General features: G+C 71.0%; 14 protein-coding genes and 1 pseudogene. 7 read left to right on the forward strand and 8 right to left on the reverse strand.

Annotated elements, in window-relative coordinates; translation table 11 throughout:
- The first annotated feature begins 120 nt into the window (after positions 1-120).
- The 5 genes from GA0115234_RS25430 to GA0115234_RS25450 all read left to right on the forward strand — a co-directional run bounded on the left by GA0115234_RS25430 (position 121) and on the right by GA0115234_RS25450 (position 6,662).
- The gene (locus tag GA0115234_RS25430; protein ID WP_093545918.1) at positions 121-1,269 is read left to right on the forward strand and encodes a glycosyltransferase family 4 protein; all 1,149 of its coding nucleotides are present in this window, start codon (positions 121-123) and stop codon (positions 1,267-1,269) included.
- Positions 1,270-1,292: 23 nt separating this feature from the next.
- On the forward strand, positions 1,293-2,801 hold the full coding sequence (locus GA0115234_RS25435) for a N,N-dimethylformamidase beta subunit family domain-containing protein (protein ID WP_343335954.1): 1,509 nt from the start codon (positions 1,293-1,295) through the stop codon (positions 2,799-2,801).
- 343 nt (positions 2,802-3,144) lie between these two features.
- Positions 3,145-4,407, forward strand: coding sequence for a nucleotide sugar dehydrogenase (locus GA0115234_RS25440; protein ID WP_256088811.1), 1,263 nt, complete (start codon positions 3,145-3,147; stop codon positions 4,405-4,407).
- 30 nt (positions 4,408-4,437) lie between these two features.
- Entirely contained in the window at positions 4,438-5,364 is a 927-nt protein-coding gene (locus tag GA0115234_RS25445) for an NAD-dependent epimerase/dehydratase family protein (protein ID WP_343335955.1), read from the forward strand.
- A 155-nt stretch (positions 5,365-5,519) separates the two neighbouring features.
- Complete coding sequence (locus GA0115234_RS25450; protein ID WP_093545927.1) at positions 5,520-6,662, forward strand: glycosyltransferase family 4 protein; 1,143 nt, start codon at positions 5,520-5,522, stop codon at positions 6,660-6,662.
- A 108-nt stretch (positions 6,663-6,770) separates the two neighbouring features.
- Here the strand turns inward: GA0115234_RS25450 and GA0115234_RS25455 are convergent, their stop codons facing one another.
- The 6 genes from GA0115234_RS25455 to GA0115234_RS25480 form a co-directional block, all read right to left on the reverse strand.
- Positions 6,771-7,985, reverse strand: coding sequence for a cytochrome P450 (locus GA0115234_RS25455; protein WP_093545931.1), 1,215 nt, complete (start codon positions 7,983-7,985; stop codon positions 6,771-6,773).
- Complete coding sequence (locus tag GA0115234_RS25460; protein ID WP_093545934.1) at positions 7,982-9,232, reverse strand: NAD(P)-binding domain-containing protein; 1,251 nt, start codon at positions 9,230-9,232, stop codon at positions 7,982-7,984. Before GA0115234_RS25460 ends, GA0115234_RS25455 begins: the two co-directional genes overlap by 4 nt.
- Entirely contained in the window at positions 9,229-10,449 is a 1,221-nt protein-coding gene (locus GA0115234_RS25465; RefSeq protein WP_256088812.1) for an NAD(P)/FAD-dependent oxidoreductase, read from the reverse strand. Before GA0115234_RS25465 ends, GA0115234_RS25460 begins: the two co-directional genes overlap by 4 nt.
- Complete coding sequence (locus tag GA0115234_RS25470) at positions 10,446-10,640, reverse strand: ferredoxin (RefSeq protein WP_093546115.1); 195 nt, start codon at positions 10,638-10,640, stop codon at positions 10,446-10,448. The genes GA0115234_RS25465 and GA0115234_RS25470 overlap by 4 nt, the downstream gene beginning before the upstream one ends.
- 219 nt (positions 10,641-10,859) lie before the next feature.
- Complete coding sequence (locus tag GA0115234_RS25475) at positions 10,860-11,597, reverse strand: TetR/AcrR family transcriptional regulator (RefSeq protein WP_093545937.1); 738 nt, start codon at positions 11,595-11,597, stop codon at positions 10,860-10,862.
- A 212-nt stretch (positions 11,598-11,809) separates the two neighbouring features.
- Entirely contained in the window at positions 11,810-12,283 is a 474-nt protein-coding gene (locus GA0115234_RS25480) for a MarR family winged helix-turn-helix transcriptional regulator (protein WP_093546121.1), read from the reverse strand.
- Positions 12,284-12,553: 270 nt separating this feature from the next.
- Between GA0115234_RS25480 and GA0115234_RS25485 the strand changes: the two genes are divergently transcribed.
- Entirely contained in the window at positions 12,554-13,303 is a 750-nt protein-coding gene (locus GA0115234_RS25485) for a DODA-type extradiol aromatic ring-opening family dioxygenase (protein ID WP_370804570.1), read from the forward strand.
- An 80-nt stretch (positions 13,304-13,383) separates the two neighbouring features.
- A complete protein-coding gene (locus GA0115234_RS25490) occupies positions 13,384-14,319 on the forward strand; it encodes an NADP-dependent oxidoreductase (protein WP_093545940.1) in 936 nt (311 codons plus the stop codon).
- A 115-nt stretch (positions 14,320-14,434) separates the two neighbouring features.
- On the opposite strand, the gene GA0115234_RS44445 is transcribed toward GA0115234_RS25490, so the two are convergent.
- Positions 14,435-14,938, reverse strand: a complete 504-nt coding sequence (locus GA0115234_RS44445; RefSeq protein ID WP_361708826.1) for an agmatine deiminase family protein — start codon at positions 14,936-14,938, stop codon at positions 14,435-14,437.
- Positions 14,821-16,164 (reverse strand): annotated as a pseudogene (locus GA0115234_RS44450) (VC0807 family protein); the annotation flags it as partial. The pseudogene GA0115234_RS44450 and the gene GA0115234_RS44445, both read right to left, overlap by 118 nt.
- Positions 16,165-16,254: the final 90 nt, after the last annotated feature.

The raw sequence follows: 16,254 nt of genomic DNA on the forward strand, positions 1-16,254 counted from the left end.
AGCGCCGCGGCCCATCACGAGGAGACGCCCGTGGATTCGACGGATACCCTGCCCCACCGATCCCCTGCCACCGTCAGCCACGCGCTGCCCGCGAACGAACCCGTGCGGGCGTAGGCCGGCATGCGCATCGCGTACATGCACGGCGGCAGCATCCCCTCCCGCTTCGCCAACGGTGTTCATGTCATGCGCATGTGCGACGCGTTCACCGCGGCCGGACATGAGGTCACCCTCTACTCCATGCCCGGCTCGGACGAGGACCCGTACGCCTACTACGGCGTCCGCCACCGCTTCCCGATCCACCTCGTCCCCTGCCCCGACTCCGACTACACGCCGGCCGGCTACTGGAAGCGTGCCGAGGCGGTCCGGGCACTGGTGACGAACGGCCCTGTCCCGGACCTCGTCTACGGACGCGACCCCTACGCCCTGGCCACCCTCTCCGGTCTGGCGCCCCTCGTGTACGAGGTCCACCAACTGCGCGAAGACCTGTCCCCGGCCGGGACCGAGGGAATGCTCCTCGGCACGCCCGGACTGGCCCGCGTGGTCACCATCACCCACGCCCTCGCACGCGACATGCAGCGGAAGTACGAGACGCTGGGCACCCTGCCCATCGTTGTCGCGCCCGACTGCGCGGATCCGCCCTCCCCCGCCGGGACGAGAGGGACCACACGGCTGCCGGGTCGCTCGAACGTACTGCGCGTCGGCTACGTCGGGCACCTCTACGACGGGCGCGGCATCGGCCTCGTCCTGGAGCTCGCGGACCGGTTTCCCGGCCTGGACTTCCATCTGGTCGGCGGCACCGACGAGGACCGCGCCCGCTGGGAACAAGCCTGCCGGTCCCCTCATGTGTACTTCCACGGGCACCGGCCGCCGTCCGCGCTCCCGGACTACTACACCCTCTTCGACGTCGTCCTCGCCCCCTACGAGCAGAAGGTGTACACCTGGGGCCGGCTCGGCGAGACCGGACGCTGGGCCTCTCCCATGAAGGTGTTCGAGTACATGTCCCACGGCTGCCCCATGATCGCTTCCGATCTGCCGGTTCTGCGCGAAGTCCTCCAGGACCGGGTCAACTGCCTGCTGCGGCCACCCGAGGACCCGGCCGCCTGGGCGGAGGCTCTGGACGAACTGATCGCCGACGACGTACTGCGCCGAGCGCTCGGCGCCGAGGCCCGGCGGCAGGTCCTGGAGCTCTACACCTGGCGCCGTCGGGCCGATGTCGTCCTCGCGGGCCTCGACCGGCCGGAGTCCGGGAGAACCAGGCCCCTTTCATGAGGGCGCCGTCAGGAGAGGACGCCGTGCAGGGGACCGACTCCACGAACGGAACACCGGCACGTCCCGAGAGCGGCGCGGTCCGCACCGGCGGCCCCGGGAACCGCACCGCCGGAAGCCGCCCGCCCCGTGTGCGGGGCAGCACCGAAGAGCCCTCCGCCGGGGTGGTCGTGGACGGATACCCCGGCCGGCCGAGCGTCCGGGCCGGCGGGACTCTGCGGTTGCACGTCTCGACCCGTGCGGAACGGTTCCGGGCCGACTTCTACCGCTGCGGCGCCCACCCGCGTCTCATGGGCAGTACCGAAGGTCCGGGCAGGTACGCGAGGCCGGGCAGCCACGACGAGGACTGGAACTGGCCGGGCCACGACTTCACCATCCCCGAGGAGTGGCCCTCAGGTGTCTACATCGCGGTGCTCGGCCCCGGTACCGCACAACCGGCCGTCCCGCCTCCGGCCGATGCCGCAGCCCTGGACGCCCGGCACTCCCGGATGCTCTTCGTGGTGACGCCCCGCGAACCCGCCCGGACCACCCGCATCCTGTACAAGGTGCCTGTCTTCACCTACCACGCCTACAACAGAAGCGGTGGAGCGAGTCTGTACGGGGCTCTCCCGTACGACGAGGCGCACCGCACCGTCACTCTGCGGCGCCCCGGCGGCGGGATCGGCGGCCCGGTGAAAGGCAGGCCGGACGCCCATGACCCGCGAACACCCCGCCAGACCTTCGCGCATTGGGACGCGCCCTTCATCTCGTGGCTGGAGAGCTCGGGATTCACCGCCGACTACTGCACCGACCTCGACCTCGACGAAACCCCCCATCTCGCCGACGGCTACCGGCTGCTGCTGTCCGCGGGACACGACGAGTACTGGAGCCCGCGCACCCGCCGGCACGTCACCGCCTTCCGCGACCAGGGTGGCAACATCGCCGTCTTCGGGGCCAACACCTGCTGGTGGCGGGTCACGCCGAACGACGACGGCACCGCCATCAGCTGCGCCAAGTACCCTCCCGGAGTTCCCCAGGGAGCCGACACCGACCGGATGCGAGGCGCCCCCGACCACTGGTGGGAGACCGAACCCGAGAACCAGCTCATCGGCGTCAGCTACCGCAACGGCGGCGGCTACTGGGACGGTCCGCGCGAACCACTGGGCTTCACCGTTCAGCACACCGGACACCCGGTCTTCACCGGCACCGGACTGTGTGATGGCGACATCCTCGGAGCGGAACACTCCCTCGTGGGCTACGAATGCGACGGAGCCGCGTACCGGCGCGACAGCCACGGGCCGGCGGTCCCCACCGGCAGCGACGGCACACCCGACGACTTCACCATCCTGGGCGTCGCGGATCTTCCCACCACCCCGGACTCCGGGTGGAATACCACCGCTCGCGAGAACACCGACCCGAGCAGGGCCGCGACCTTCGGGCTCTACACCCGGGGCGGGACGGTCTTCAACGCGGCCACCACCGACTGGCCACGGCTGCTGCGCCCGGATCCCCGGATACGCGCCATCACCCGCAATGTGATCAACCTGCTCACCTGACGACCGGACACCGCCGCACCCGGACCGCGCGCCATGCTCGGCCGGGTACCGAGGGCGGAGCACCGCACGCCCGCTCCGGGTGCGCCGCCCGGTCGGTCAGGACCCGAGCCGTGCCGGTGGCACCGGCGCACCGGCCGTTGCGGGCAGGTCCACTGTCCTGCGCCACTTCACGGGGGCGAACTGCCCGGAGGGGAATACCTATGCCAGTACGGCCCGGCCTCCACGGCCGGAACGGCCCCGCAGGAATCGCGCGGCAGAGCTGCCGCCCCGTGAGATCCCTTCCCCGGGACCGCGTGACCGGGGAGGAAGGGTGAATCATGCCGCACCTGGAGGTGCAGGCCGCGTGGTCGTCGTCGGGCAGGGCTACGTGGGGCTGTCGCTGGCGGTCCGGGCCGCGGAATCCGGGTACGAGGTCGTCGGACACGACGTGGACAAGGAGCGGGTCGGCCGCCTCGTGGCCGGAGACTCGTACATCGAGGACGTCTCCTCCGCGCGGCTCGCCCCGCTGCTGGCCTCAGGGGCCTTCCGGGCCAGCCGGGACCCGGCCGACTGCGAGGGCTTCGACATCGCGCTCATCACCGTGCCCACGCCCCTGCGCGACGGGCTGCCCGACCTCTCCCACATCGTCGAATCGGCCCGGATGCTGAGCGGGTTCCTCCGGGTGGGAGCCACCGTCGTACTGGAGTCGACCACCTACCCCGGGACGACCGAGGAACTTGTCGCGCCCCTCCTGGAAGCGGCGTCCGGCCTGGTCGCGGGCCGGGACTTCCATCTCGGGTACAGCCCGGAGCGCATAGATCCCGGCAACACCCGCTGGCGCCTGGAGAACACCCCCAAGGTGGTCTCCGGCGTGAACGCGGCCTCACTGGAGTCCATCGGGAACTTCTACGGTTCCCTCGTGGACACGACGGTGCCGGTCAGCAGCTGCCGGACCGCCGAGATGGCCAAGCTGCTGGAGAACACCTTCCGCCACGTGAACATAGCCCTGGTCAACGAACTCGCCATGTTCGCCCACGACCTCGGCGTCGACGTGTGGGAGGCGGTCGACGCAGCCGCGACGAAACCCCACGGCTTCCTGCGCTTCGTCCCCGGACCGGGCGTCGGCGGGCACTGTCTGCCGATCGACCCGTCCTATCTGTCCTGGTGGGCCGAGCGCGCGGTCGGTCGTCCCTTCCGCTTCGTCGAACTCGCCAATGACGTCAACAGCCACATGCCCGACTACGTGGTGGGGCGGCTCGCAGAAGCGCTCAAGCGGCGCGGAAGAACGATCGAGGGCTCCCGTGTGCTGCTGCTGGGACTCGCCTACAAGGCAAACACCAGCGACGCCCGCGAAACCCCCGCTGCGCGCATCGCCGAACTCCTCCTCGCCATGGGGGCGGACATCGCGGCGGCGGACCCGCATGTCGCCCGGTCCGTGCCCCCGGCTTCCGGGGTACTGGACGGAGTCCTCAGGGTGAGGGCCGACGCCGACGAACTGTCGGCCGCCGACGCGGTGGTCCTGCTCGCCGATCACGACGCGTTCGACTACGGCCTCATCGCCAGATGCTCCGCCTACGTACTGGACTGCCGCCGACGGCTCGGCGGCGACAACATCGACGTCCTCTGACTCTGATCAGGAGTGGTGAGCTTGAAGATCGTGATCACCGGAGGTGCCGGCTTCATCGGCAGCAATCTCGCACACGTCCTCACCCGGCGCGGCGAGGTGTCCGAGGTGCGGGTCGTGGACGACCTGTCCACCGGCTTCAAGGACAACCTCGCCGGACTCGATGTGCACTTCACCGAGGGCAGTGTCCTCGACGGCCCACTCCTCGACCGGGTTTTCCGGGGCACGGACACGATTGTGCACCTCGCCGCACTTCCTTCCGTGCCCCGGTCGGTGGCGAATCCCCTCGCCAGCCACCATGCCAACGCCACGGGCACGCTCACTGTCCTGGAGGCCGCCCGGCGCGCGGACTCGGCGCAGGTGATCGCGGCTTCCTCGTCCTCCGTCTACGGCGCCAATCCCGGTATCCCCAAGCACGAGGACCTGCGTCCTGTCCCCCTCAGCCCCTACGCGGTGAGCAAACTGGCCTCCGAGGCGTATCTGGCCGCCTTCCACCACTGCTACGGCCTGCCGGTCCTGCCGTTCCGCTTCTTCAACGTCTACGGACCCCGTCAGCCCGCCGGGCACGCCTACGCGGCGGTGGTGCCCGCCTGGATCAGCGCGCTGACCACCGGTGCCCCGGTCGTCGTGCACGGCGACGGCCGCCAGAGCCGCGACTTCACCTATGTCGAGACCGTCTGCCGGGTGCTCACCCAGGCGGCGCTGCGCAAGGTCGTCTCCTGCGATCCGGTGAACCTCGCCTACGGCACACGCACTTCGCTCGGAGAACTGGTCACGGAGCTGGAGGCGGTCCTCGGAACCCCCCTGAATCCGCAGTATGTGCCCCCTCGCCCGGGGGATGTGCGGCACTCCCACGCGGAGAACTCCCGGTTGCTCCGCCTCTTTCCCGAGATCGAGCCCGTCCCCCTGCGCGAGGGGCTGGAACGAACCGTCGAATGGTTCCGGAGCCACTCCCGGTAGCCGTCCACACCCTCGCAGCGAGCCAGGCCCACCGTCCACCGCGCACGGCATCGGAGGCATCCGTGACATCCACCCGCTCAGCACCGCAGCAGCCGACGGCCTACGGAGCACGGCCTCACCACCCGGCGCCTCTGCCGATCGGGGTGTAGGGCGGCATGCGCATCGCGTACCTGCACCCCGGGAGCGTCCCCTCCCTCTATGCCAACAGCGTCCATGCCATGCGGATGTGTGACGCGTTCACCGAGGCCGGCCACGAGGTCACGCTCTGCACCTTCCCGGGTACCTACACCGTCGACGATCCCTACGCCTACTACGGGGTCCGTCACCGCTTCTCCATCCGAACGGTGCAGAGCCCCGACTACACACCGGCCGGCTACCGGGCACGATCCGAGCGCGTACGCGCCCTGCTGGCCCGCGAGGTCGTCCCCGATCTGATCTACGGCCACGACCTGTACAGCCTCACTGCCGCAGCCGATGTCGCACCCCTCGTCTACGAGACCCATCGTCTGCGGGACGACCCGAACACCCTGCGCATCGAGCGGTGTCTGCTCGGGGCGAGCTCGCTCGCCCGCGTCGTCGTGATCACCCACGCGCTCAAACGTGACTACCGGCATGCGTACGGCCACCTGGGAGACCTGCCGATCCTCGTCGCCCCGGAGGGCGCCGACCTGCCCGATGTCCTTGTCCGCCCCTCGGTCGCACCGGAGTTGCCAGGGCGGCCGGACGTGCCGCGCATCGGCTATGTCGGGCACCTCTACAAGGGGCGCGGCATCGGCCTCGTCCTCGCCCTGGCCGACCGGCTTCCCGGCCTCGACTTCCATCTGGTCGGCGGCACCGTTCAGGACCTCGCACGCTGGAACGACTCCGACCGGCCCGCGAACGCGTACTTCCACGGACACCGCCCGCCGGGCACCATCCACGCGTACTATCCGCTGTTCGACATCGTCCTCGCCCCGTACCAAACGAAGGTCTACACCGCCGACGGACACTGCGAGACCGGCCGCTGGGCCTCGCCGATGAAACTCTTCGAATACATGGCCCACGGCCGCGCCGTCATCGCTTCGGACCTGCCCGTCCTGCGCGAGGTCCTCCAGGACCGCGTCAACTGCCTCTTGCGACCGCCCACCGACACGGATGCCTGGGCCGATGCGGTGCGCGCGCTCGTCGCCGACGAAACACTGAGGACCTCACTCGGCGAGGCGGCCCGCCGCCAAGTCCTCCACCACCACACCTGGCGGCACCGGGCCGACCACGTTCTCGCCGGCCTCGGCACAACAGGCGCCCGAGCGGTGCGATGATTCCCGCCGAACCGGCCACTCGCTATGACACCCCCGTGACTCCTGCCAGGCCACCCTCACCACGCGTCAGTTCTGCTCCGGATCCGACCTTTCAGGACGATCTCCAGGTCAGCGGGTGACCATGAGTTTGCGGACGCCGTAGTTGGTGCCGGTGAAGTCCATGGGGACTTCTTCCAGCGGGGTGGCGAGCCGCAGGTCGGGGAAGCGCTGGAAGAGCTTGGGCAGGACGGTCTTGAGTTCGGCGCGGGCGACGTTCTGTCCGAGGCAGGCGTGGACGCCGTAGCCGAAGCCCATGTGGCGGGCCATCTTGCGGTCGATGTCCAGGGTGTCGGGGTCCTGGAAGGCGCGGGGGTCGCGGTTGGCTGCGTTCATCGCGACCACGACCAGGTCGCCCTTCTTGATCCGGGCGCCGGCGAGTTCCAGGTCTTCCTTGGCCACCCGGCCCAGGCCGAACTGAACGATGGTCAGGTAGCGCAGCAGCTCCTCGACCGTGGTGCCGATCTTCTCGGGGTGCTCCATCAGCTCCTTGCGCTGCTCGTGGTGGGTGAGCAGGGTGAGGGTGGACAGGCCCATCATGGCGGCCGTGGTGTCGTGTCCGGCGAAGAGCAGCAGGACGCCGAGTCCGATGAGCTGCCGTTCGCTCAGTACGGCGTCCTCACCGTCGGTCTTGCCGATGAGTTCGGCGAGGATGCCGTCGGTGGCGTGGGTGCGGCGCTTCTCGGCGACCAGGTCGGTGATGTAGTTGATCAGCCAGTGGGCCCCCTTGTCGCGTTCCTCCCGGCTCTTGCCCATGTCCATCATGTCCACGGTGGCCTCGTGGAAGCCGTCGCGGTCCTCGTAGGGGACGCCGAGCAGCTCGCAGATCACCAGGCACGGGACGGGCAGCGCCATCGCCTGGACGAAGTCGAAGGTCTCCGGGCCGGCGGCGATGGCGTCCAGGTGCTCGTCGACGATTCGGTCGATGTAGGGCTGGAGCTTGTTCTGTACGGCCTTGGGAGTGAACCGGGCGGTGAGCAGCCGGCGGTGTACGCCGTGCTCGGGCTCGTCCATCATCACGAACCCCGCGTCGAACGGCGCGGCCTCGTCGGCCTCGTCGACCTCGCCCTCGGGGGTGTCGTGGCGCGGACGCTTCGCGCTCAGGCGCGGGTCGTTGAAGACCTGGCTGCCTTCCTCGAAGCGGGTGACGAGCCAGCCGGTCGAGCCGTTGGGGAAGCGGACCTCGACGATGGGCTGGTCCTCGCGCAGCCGGGTGTACTCCGTCGGCGGGTCGAGGGGGTGGTGAGGGTCGCGGGTGACGGGCTGGTCGACGAGGGGCTCGGTCATTTCTGCTCCTGCTCGGTGGGGGGATGGGCGGCGGTGTGCGCGTCGATGGCGGCGGTGACGCCCGCCTGGGTGGCGGTGGCCTTGCACCAGCCCGTGTAGACGGCCAGATGCAGCACGGCTTCACGGAGCTCGTCGGCGGTCAGCTCTCCGTTGACCAGGCCGCCGTTGGCGATGATCCGGACGAGCTCCGGACGGCCGACGGTGGCGGCGACGCCGAGGGTGAGCAGTCGGCGATCGCGTACGGACAGGCCCTCGCGGCCCCAGACCTGGGCGAAGAGGTAGTCGACGGTCTCGGTGGTGAAGGGGTCGCTGCTGCCCTGGACCGCCGTGCTGAAGCCGGGGCCGTAGACCTGGTCCATCATCTCCAGGCCGTACCGGTGGAGATCGCGCCCGGCCGGGGAAGGTTCGTCGCCGAGTTCCAGGGTCTGGCGGGCCCGGGTGCGGACCACGTCCACCAGGGGGACGTCGACGGCGAGAGCGGCGGCCAGGTCCCGGGCGGCGTCGAGGTCCTTGGTCATCAGGGGCTCGACCTGACGGCCGACGGCCTCGGGCAGGATGCCGTCGGGGCCGTGCATGCGCAGCAGTTGCAGCAGGGTGCGTCCCTCGGGGTCCGCGGTGTCGATGACCTCGGCGAGCCGGTCCGGATCCACGCCCGCGGCGCGGGCCAGCGCGGTGGCCTCGGCCACGGTGCGCCAGCTGCCGTAGGTGATGACATTGCGGGCGATCTTGGTGGCCATGCCGGCGCCGGGCGGCCCGCAGTGCACGACCTTCTTGGCCCAGTCGTCCAGGACGGGCCGTGCCGCGTCGACGGTGGCCTGCTCGCCTCCGACGATGGCGACCATGCCGTTCTCGGCGGCCTTGTCGCCCGGTGTCACTCCGCAGTCGAGGAAGCCCACGCCGTGCCGGGCGCACAGGCCGGCCAGCTCGTGGACGACCGGCAGGGCGACGGTGGCCAGCAGGACGATGGTCAGCCCCGGGTGCGCGGCCGACAGCAGGCCCTTCTCGCCGCCGATCACCTCGCGTGCCTGGTCGGCATCGACCACGGCGACCATCACGACGTCGCCGGCCTCGGCCACCTGGGCGGGAGAGTCCAGCGGATCGGGGACGCCGGCCAGGTCGGCCGAGGCGTCCGGCCGGATGTCGTACACCGCGGGGACGCGTCCGCTGCGGGCCAGGCTGACGGCCACACCGCCGCCGATCATGCCCAGGCCGACGACACCGGCCCGGGGAGTGTGCTTGTCGGTCATGCCGCGCTCCTCGCGGTGAAGGGGGCCGCTTCGGCCACCTGGGAGCGGTAGTCCCGCAGGGCCCGCATCATGTTGACGCCCACCGCCGCGCAGACCCGACCGTCCTTGCCGTACAGGGCGATCAGCTTGCGCTCCGCCGGGCTGCCCTCGACGATCCGCACCTCGTCGGCGCCCCGGGTACGGCCCCAGATCTGGATCCTGAGGTCGTACTGGTCCGACCAGACGTAGGGAACCGTCTCGAACGGGCGCGCCTGCTCCGGTCCGGCCAGTACGTTGCGGGCGACGGCCAGTCCCTGCTCGGCGGCGTTCGTACGGTGCTCGACGCGGATCCGCTCGCCGGTGAGCGGATGCGGCCACGAAGCCACGTCACCGGCTGCCCAGACTCCTGAACCGGCGTACAGCGTGACGTCGCACGTCACCCCGTTGCCGACAGGGACACCGCTGCCGGTGAGCCACTCCGTGTTGGGCAACGCGCCGATGCCGACCAGGACGGCTTCCGCGTCGATGGTGCGGTCGTCGGCGAGACGGACACCGGTGGCCCGCCCGCCCGCTGTGAGTACCCGGTCGACGAGCGTGCCGGTCTCGATCCGGACTCCGTGCTCGGCGTGGACCGCCCGCAGCATGGCTCCCAGCTCGTCGCCGAGCGCGTCGCCCATGGGCTGGGCGGTGTCGGTGACGAGGGTGACCTCGCAGCCCAGACCGCGGGCCACCGCGGCGGCCTCGGCGCCGACGAAACCGCCGCCGACCACGACCAGGTGTGGCTTTCCGGCCAGGTCCTCGCGCAGGGCGACGGCGTCCTCCAGGGTGCGCAGGACGTGCACCCCACGCACCCCGTCGGTGCCGGGCAGACGGCGGGCCCGGGTGCCGGTGGCCACCACCAGCGCGTCGTAACCCACGAGGCTGCCATCGGCCAGGGCGACCTCCCGGTCCTGGGTGTCCAGCGCGATGGCCGGCGAGCCCAGACGCAGCCGAAGACCGAGGGCTTCGATGTCGTCCGCACCGCGTAGCCGGAGCCGGCCGGTGTCCCACGCCCCGGACAGCACCTGCTTCGACAGCGGGGGCCGGTCGTAGGGCAGGTGCGTCTCCTCGCCGATGAGCGTGAGCGGGCCGCCGTAGCCCTGGCGCCGCAGGGCCTCCACGACGCACAGACCGGCCGCGGAGGCACCGACGACGGCGATCCGGGACGGGGGCGCGCCGGTCACTGCCGCACCGGTCACTGCTTCACCTGGATGACGGCAGCCGGGCAGACGGCCGCCGCCTGGGCCACGTTCTCGGCCTGGTCTGCGGGCGGGTTGTCGTCGAGCAGGACCACGATGCCGTCCTCGTCCCGCTGGTCGAAGACGTCCGGAGCGGCCAGCACGCACTGGCCGGCACCGCAGCATTTGTCGAAGTCGATGGAAATCTGCATGGGGGGATACACCTCCGTCAAGCCCCTTCGGGGGGCGACGCGGGTCAGACCCAGGTAGTTGCCCTAGGCACCTAACTTAGTTCAGTGCCGACTGTACCCCTGGGCAGGGAGTGCGGCAACCAGCGTTTTTGAGACAGGTGTTGAGGCGGTGAAGGGAGTATGAGCAGCTCGGAATCCGCCCAGCCGCGCATGGCAGAGGGGCGAGCGCTCGACGCTGTTCTACGGCTGCGGTTCGCCCTGCTCCGGCCCGGTTCGCAGGTCACGGATCCGACGGGACGCCTCCGTCTGCGCGTCGGCACCGGGGAAGAGGGGCGAGGCACCGGGAACGGCGGAGACGAGTACGTCCACCAGCCCGTCCGCCATGTGCAGGACCAGCGTCTCCGACGACTCGGCCCGGTACAGACTGTGGTGCAGCGCCACCATGCCGTGCATCCCGGCCCACAGCGTCTGCGCCGCCTGCTCCACCGGCAGCGACAGCGCGTAGCCGGCCTCCTGGCATCCGATCAGCCCTGCTCGGAGACTGGCGGAAACATGGCGTGCGGGATGGCCGCTGATGCGTGACGGCTCCACCGTCGGCTGGCGCACCTCGAACATCAACCGGTAGTGGCCCGGATCGTCCAGTGCGAACAGGCAGTACGCGTGTGCCTGGGCGCGCAGCCTGCCCCGCGGGTCCGCAGCGTCACCGGCCTTCCCGGCCTCGGCCATCCGCGCGACTAGCTCGTCGTACCTGTCCGCCAGGGCCGCCCACACCAACTCGGTCTTGTCGGCGAAATGAAGGTAAATGCTGGGCGCGGCGATCCCGACCTCCCTGGCGACCGCACGCATCGTCAACCGGTCCGAACTGCCCCACTCCCCCAGCAGCCGCTGAACGGCGGCCACGATCTCCCCACGCCGGGAGGAACCCTGACCACGCTCCGGCCCGTTCCGCGCCTCGCTGCTCACCGGCCGTGTCGCCATCAGGTGCCCTTTCCCTCTGGCTCCAGGTTATCCAGACGGCCAGGCCGGTCCGACGCCGGAGTGATCGGCGGGCGGCCTTGATGCGGGCCAGGACCCTGCCGCGCGATTCCCGGGTCAGGCTGCGAGGCGGTGGGCGAGGCGTTCCAGGCAACTGCTGCGGGTGGGGTGCGGGCCGTGTCCCTGGCGGAAGGCTCCGCCCGAAGAGACCGCGCTCAGCCTCCTTCGAGCTCCTGGCGCACGGTAGCGGCGATGCGGGTGAGTGCGGCCGCGAGGTGGCGGCGCTGAGCGGCGCTGAGCGGATCGAACACGAGCCGCTTCACCTGCGCGACGTGCTCCGGTGCGCTCTCGACGAGCTTCTGCCGGCCGGCATCGGTCAGGGCGGCGAGGGTGTACCGACCGTCGCCGGGGTCGGGGCGGCGGGCGACCCAGCCGCGGGCTTCGAAGCGGTCCATCGCCTTCGACAGGCGTGGCTGGGTGCTGTCGCACACCCGGGCCAGGTCACTGAGCCGCATCGCGGCCTCGTCGGCCATGGACAGCTGGGCCAGGACCCCGTACTCGAAGTTGGAGATGCCCGCATCTCGCTGCAGTTGGCGATCGAGGGCCGCCGGGAGAGCGATGACGACGGTGAGCAGAGCCTGCCACAAGTCCTGTTGGCCGTCGTCGAGCCAGGGTGACTGGGTGTCCATGAGCCCCATCATACGTTCCCAGGCAACTCGCATCACTTGCCCAGGCAAGTCTTACTGGGCTACCTTTCAACTTGCCCAGGCAAGTAAAACAGCGTGCCTGGGCAAGTGAAGGAGCTGATTTCGATGACCACCACGAGCAGCCTGGCCTCCCCGAACGGCCTGACTTCCCCCTTCCCGTCGCGCACACCTGCCGCGGCGTACGACGACCTCCTTGCCCGGGTCCTGCCACAGGCGCGCGAGCAGCGGGTGTGGAACCCCTCCGACGGGCCGCTGCCCAGCCTCTTCGTCAGCCACGGCGCCCCGTTCACCCTCGACGATCCGCAGTGGCTCGGCGACCTCTTCCACTGGGCCCGGTCAATGCCCAAGCCCCGGGCCATCGTTGTCGTCTCGGCCCACTGGGAACGGGCACCGGCCGCCATATCCGGCGCCGCGGCCGGCACCCCGCTCTTCTACGATTTCAGCGGCTTCCACCCCCGCTACAAGACCCTTCCCTACGCGACCCCGGACGCCACCGACCTGGCTCGGCGACTCACGGGCCTGCTGGGCCGGACACCGGTGCACGAGTTCGCCGACCGTGGCCTCGACCACGGCGCCTTCATCCCGCTCATGGCCATGTACCCCGCGGCCGACGTCCCGGTCGTGCAGCTGTCGATGCCCAGCCTCGACCCCAGCGCTCTGCTCGAACTCGGGGCACGCCTGCGGCCCCTGCGCGAAGAAGGCGTCCTCGTTCTCGGCTCGGGCTTCATGACGCACAGCTTCGCCGTCTTCCGGCGGCCGGAGCTGACCGCCGACACCACGGCATTCGACGAATGGGCCGTCGACGCCCTCGCCCGGGGCGACGCCGACGCCCTCACCGACTACCGCAACAAGGCGCCCGGCGCAGCGGTCGCCCATCCGACGGCCGACCACTTCGTCCCGCTGCTGCTCGCCGTCGGCGCCGCCGATGACCCCGGCAGCGCCGTGAGCGCCATCGACCGCATGGTGATGGGCAACTCCACCCGGTCGGTGCAGCTGATCTGAACACCTCGACGTGCTCCACCTGCCCGGCTGATCGCCTCATCCGTAGGCGACACCCTCACTACACCCTGGAGGAAAGTGCCATGAAGGCAATACGTTTCCACGAGTTCGGCAGCAGCGAGGTCCTGCGCTACGAGGACGTCGACCGTCCGGTCCCCGGCCCCGGGCAGGTGCTGGTGCGGGTGGCGGCCACGTCGTTCAACCCGGTCGACGACCACATCCGCGCCGGTGTCCTGGCCGAAATGATCCCGATCACTCTCCCGTACGTGCCGGGGATCGACCTGGCGGGCACCGTCGCCGAACTCGGCGCGGACGTGACCGGCCTGGAGGTCGGCGACCGGGTCGTGGCGATGCTGCCCCTCGACTCCGCCGGCGGCGCCGCCGAGTACGTGCTCGCCCCGGCCGAGTCCCTGGCCCCGGCACCCCGGACGATCGAGCTGGTCGACGCCGCGGCGCTGCCGCTGACCGGCCTCGCGGCCTGGCAGACGGCGTTCGATCTCGCCGAACTGAAGCCCGGTCAGACCGTCCTGGTCAACGGGGCGGGGGGCGCGGTCGGCAGCCTCGTGGTGCAGCTCGCCGTCGACGCGGGGGCGCACGTGACCGCGGTGGACGCGCCGCGGCACGCCGACCGCCTTCGGGGCTACGGCGCGGATCGGGTCGTCGGCCCCCTCGACCTCGCCGCGGGCCCGGCCGCCGTGGGCGGTCCGTTCCAGGTCGTGGTGAACCATGTGCGCGTCTCCCCGGAGCAGCTCGCGCAGCTGACGCACTACGTCGCCGACGGCGGGGTCGCCGCCAGCACGGCCGGCCCGATTCCCGAGGACCCCGCTCGGGGGGTGCGCAGCGCGAGCCTGTGGGTCCGCAGCGACGGAGCCCAGCTCGGCGAGCTGGTCGCCAAGGTGGACGCCGGCAGGCTCCAGCTCCAGGTCGCCGACCACCGCCCGGTGGCCGAGCTGGCCGCCGTGCATGAGGACGCCGGCGCCGGGCGACTGCCCGGTAAGACGGTCGTACTCGCTCCCTGATCGCCCCCCCTGACCGCACCCGACCGGGCCGCCCACCGTTCGCCTTTCGCCGGTGGGCGGCCCGGGAGTTCGACGGCGGCCGCACCGCGCCCCTTCGGCACCGGCAAGGCCATGGTCAGCGGGCCGCGGAGGCGGGTCGCCGTCCGTCCGCGGCAGGTGCCCCGGTGGGCGCGGGTCGGGGCGGACGGGCCGGGATCTGCTGGGTCGCGCAGTGGATGTTTCCGCCGCCGAGGAGCAGTTCCCGGGTCGGTAGTCCGACCACGGTGTGCCGGGGGAACACCCGGGAGAGTACGGACATGGCCTGGTCGTCGTGGGCAGGGTCGAGCAGTGGGGCGAACAGGTGGTCCGCGGTGAGGTAGAAGTTGCAGTAGGACGCGGCAGTCGGGCGGACCCGCGGCCGTCGCCCGCATCGCCGGATCCGCCGCCCGGGGAGCGGCCGCGGGCGGGAGGACGGACGGCGTCGACGCCGCGCGCCTCCTCGTCGCTGACCAGGAGCGGTCCTGGCACGTGCAGCTTCTCCACCCGTAGCGGGCGGCCCTCGGCGTCGGTCTGGCCCTTGAGTTGCTCCAGCGCGGCGGCGCCGCGTTCGTATTGCGGGTCCCGTTCGTCGTCGGTCCAGGCGAGGCAGACCACGCCCGGAGCGGCGAAGCACGCCAGGGTGTCCACGTGGCCCCTGGTCGTGTCGTACGCGAGCCCCTGGCCGAGCCAGATGACTTGGGTGACCCCGAGGCAGTCGCGCAGCAGCGCCGTCATCCGGTCCCGGCACGGGTCCGGGTTGCGGGCCGGGTCGAGCAGGGTCTCGGCGGTGACCAGGCAGGTCCCGCGGCCGTCGACATGGAACGCGCCGCCTTCCAGGACCAGCGGCGCCCGGTAGCGCTCGGTGCGGGTCGAGTCCAGCACCTTGCGGGCGTACTGGTCGTCGGTGGGCCAGTACGGGTACTGGTCGCCGTAGCCGTTGAAAGGGAAGTCGACGCCGCGACGCCGCCCCTCGGCGTCCACCACGAAGGTCGGCGCGACGTCGCGCGCCCAGGCCGGCCAAGCACTGGTCTCGACCACCCGGACCCGGCAGTCGAGCACCGCGCGGGCGTGCGGGTGCGGTTCCCACTCCGCGGGCATGGCGAAGCCGTCCGCAGCCGGGGTGCTGTCCAACGTCCTCATGCCGTCGGCTCCTTGGGCCGAGGGGATGACGGTGGGGTGGCACGGCGCCGATTCCAGAACATCCAGGCGACCAGGAGCGGCAGCACCACGAACTCGATGGCCGGCCCGGAGCCGGGCGACCACATCCACCGGCAGCACGAACACCAGGACCATCCGCACCGTCGCCTCGACGACGAGCCCGGCGCCCAGCACCAGGGTCTCGACGATGTGCGCACGGTGTGCCTGAGGGGTGTCCGGCCGCCCGCCGTACAGCTTGGACGCGAGGTACGCCGTGGCGGGCGTCGAGGTGGCGCAGCTGCCGAGGAACACCAGACCGGCCAGGCCGCTGGTCAACGGGTCGCGGGTCAGTAGCAGCCGCTCGTCGTGGACGGCGGCGGCCAGCGCGAGCATCACCCCGTACATCACCAGGATGTAGAACGCCAGGCCGTCGATCCTTCCGCCCAGGACCGTGGTGAGCAGCACCCAGCATCCCGCCACGATCGTCGCGGCCAGCAACGCGTGCAGGGTGCCGATCCCCAGGGCGGTGAGGCTGTAGTAGGCGAGCGGCGACACGCCGAGGTCCAGGGCGAGACGGCCGATCCTCCGCAGGCGACCTTGAGTCCCCCGTACCGGTCGGGTCTCCTCCGTCGCGCCGGAAGCGCTTTGCGTCACAGTAATGATAAAAACTTTACGTATCACAGCCGTCATACAAAGAGGTCGCGCCGGCGCGGCCCTCAGCGGCACCGGGCGCACCGCGGGCTGGGGTGGGGTGAGGTAGGACGGGCGGGCGGGCGAGTG

Origin of the sequence: Streptomyces sp. DvalAA-43 (assembly GCF_900091725.1) — a bacterium.
Lineage (GTDB): Bacteria > Actinomycetota > Actinomycetes > Streptomycetales > Streptomycetaceae > Streptomyces > Streptomyces pulveraceus.

Excerpts from the sequence above, each read along its gene's own strand:
- GA0115234_RS25490 (WP_093545940.1), top strand. The coding sequence starts at position 13,384 with ATGAAGGCAATACGTTTCCACGAGTTCGGCAGCAGCGAGGTCCTGCGC.
- GA0115234_RS25455 (WP_093545931.1), bottom strand. The coding sequence starts at position 7,985 with ATGACCGAGCCCCTCGTCGACCAGCCCGTCACCCGCGACCCTCACCAC.
- GA0115234_RS25480 (WP_093546121.1), bottom strand. The coding sequence starts at position 12,283 with ATGGACACCCAGTCACCCTGGCTCGACGACGGCCAACAGGACTTGTGG.
- GA0115234_RS25450 (WP_093545927.1), top strand. The coding sequence starts at position 5,520 with ATGCGCATCGCGTACCTGCACCCCGGGAGCGTCCCCTCCCTCTATGCC.
- GA0115234_RS25475 (WP_093545937.1), bottom strand. The coding sequence starts at position 11,597 with ATGGCGACACGGCCGGTGAGCAGCGAGGCGCGGAACGGGCCGGAGCGT.
- GA0115234_RS25460 (WP_093545934.1), bottom strand. The coding sequence starts at position 9,232 with ATGACCGACAAGCACACTCCCCGGGCCGGTGTCGTCGGCCTGGGCATG.
- GA0115234_RS25470 (WP_093546115.1), bottom strand. The coding sequence starts at position 10,640 with ATGCAGATTTCCATCGACTTCGACAAATGCTGCGGTGCCGGCCAGTGC.
- GA0115234_RS25430 (WP_093545918.1), top strand. The coding sequence starts at position 121 with ATGCGCATCGCGTACATGCACGGCGGCAGCATCCCCTCCCGCTTCGCC.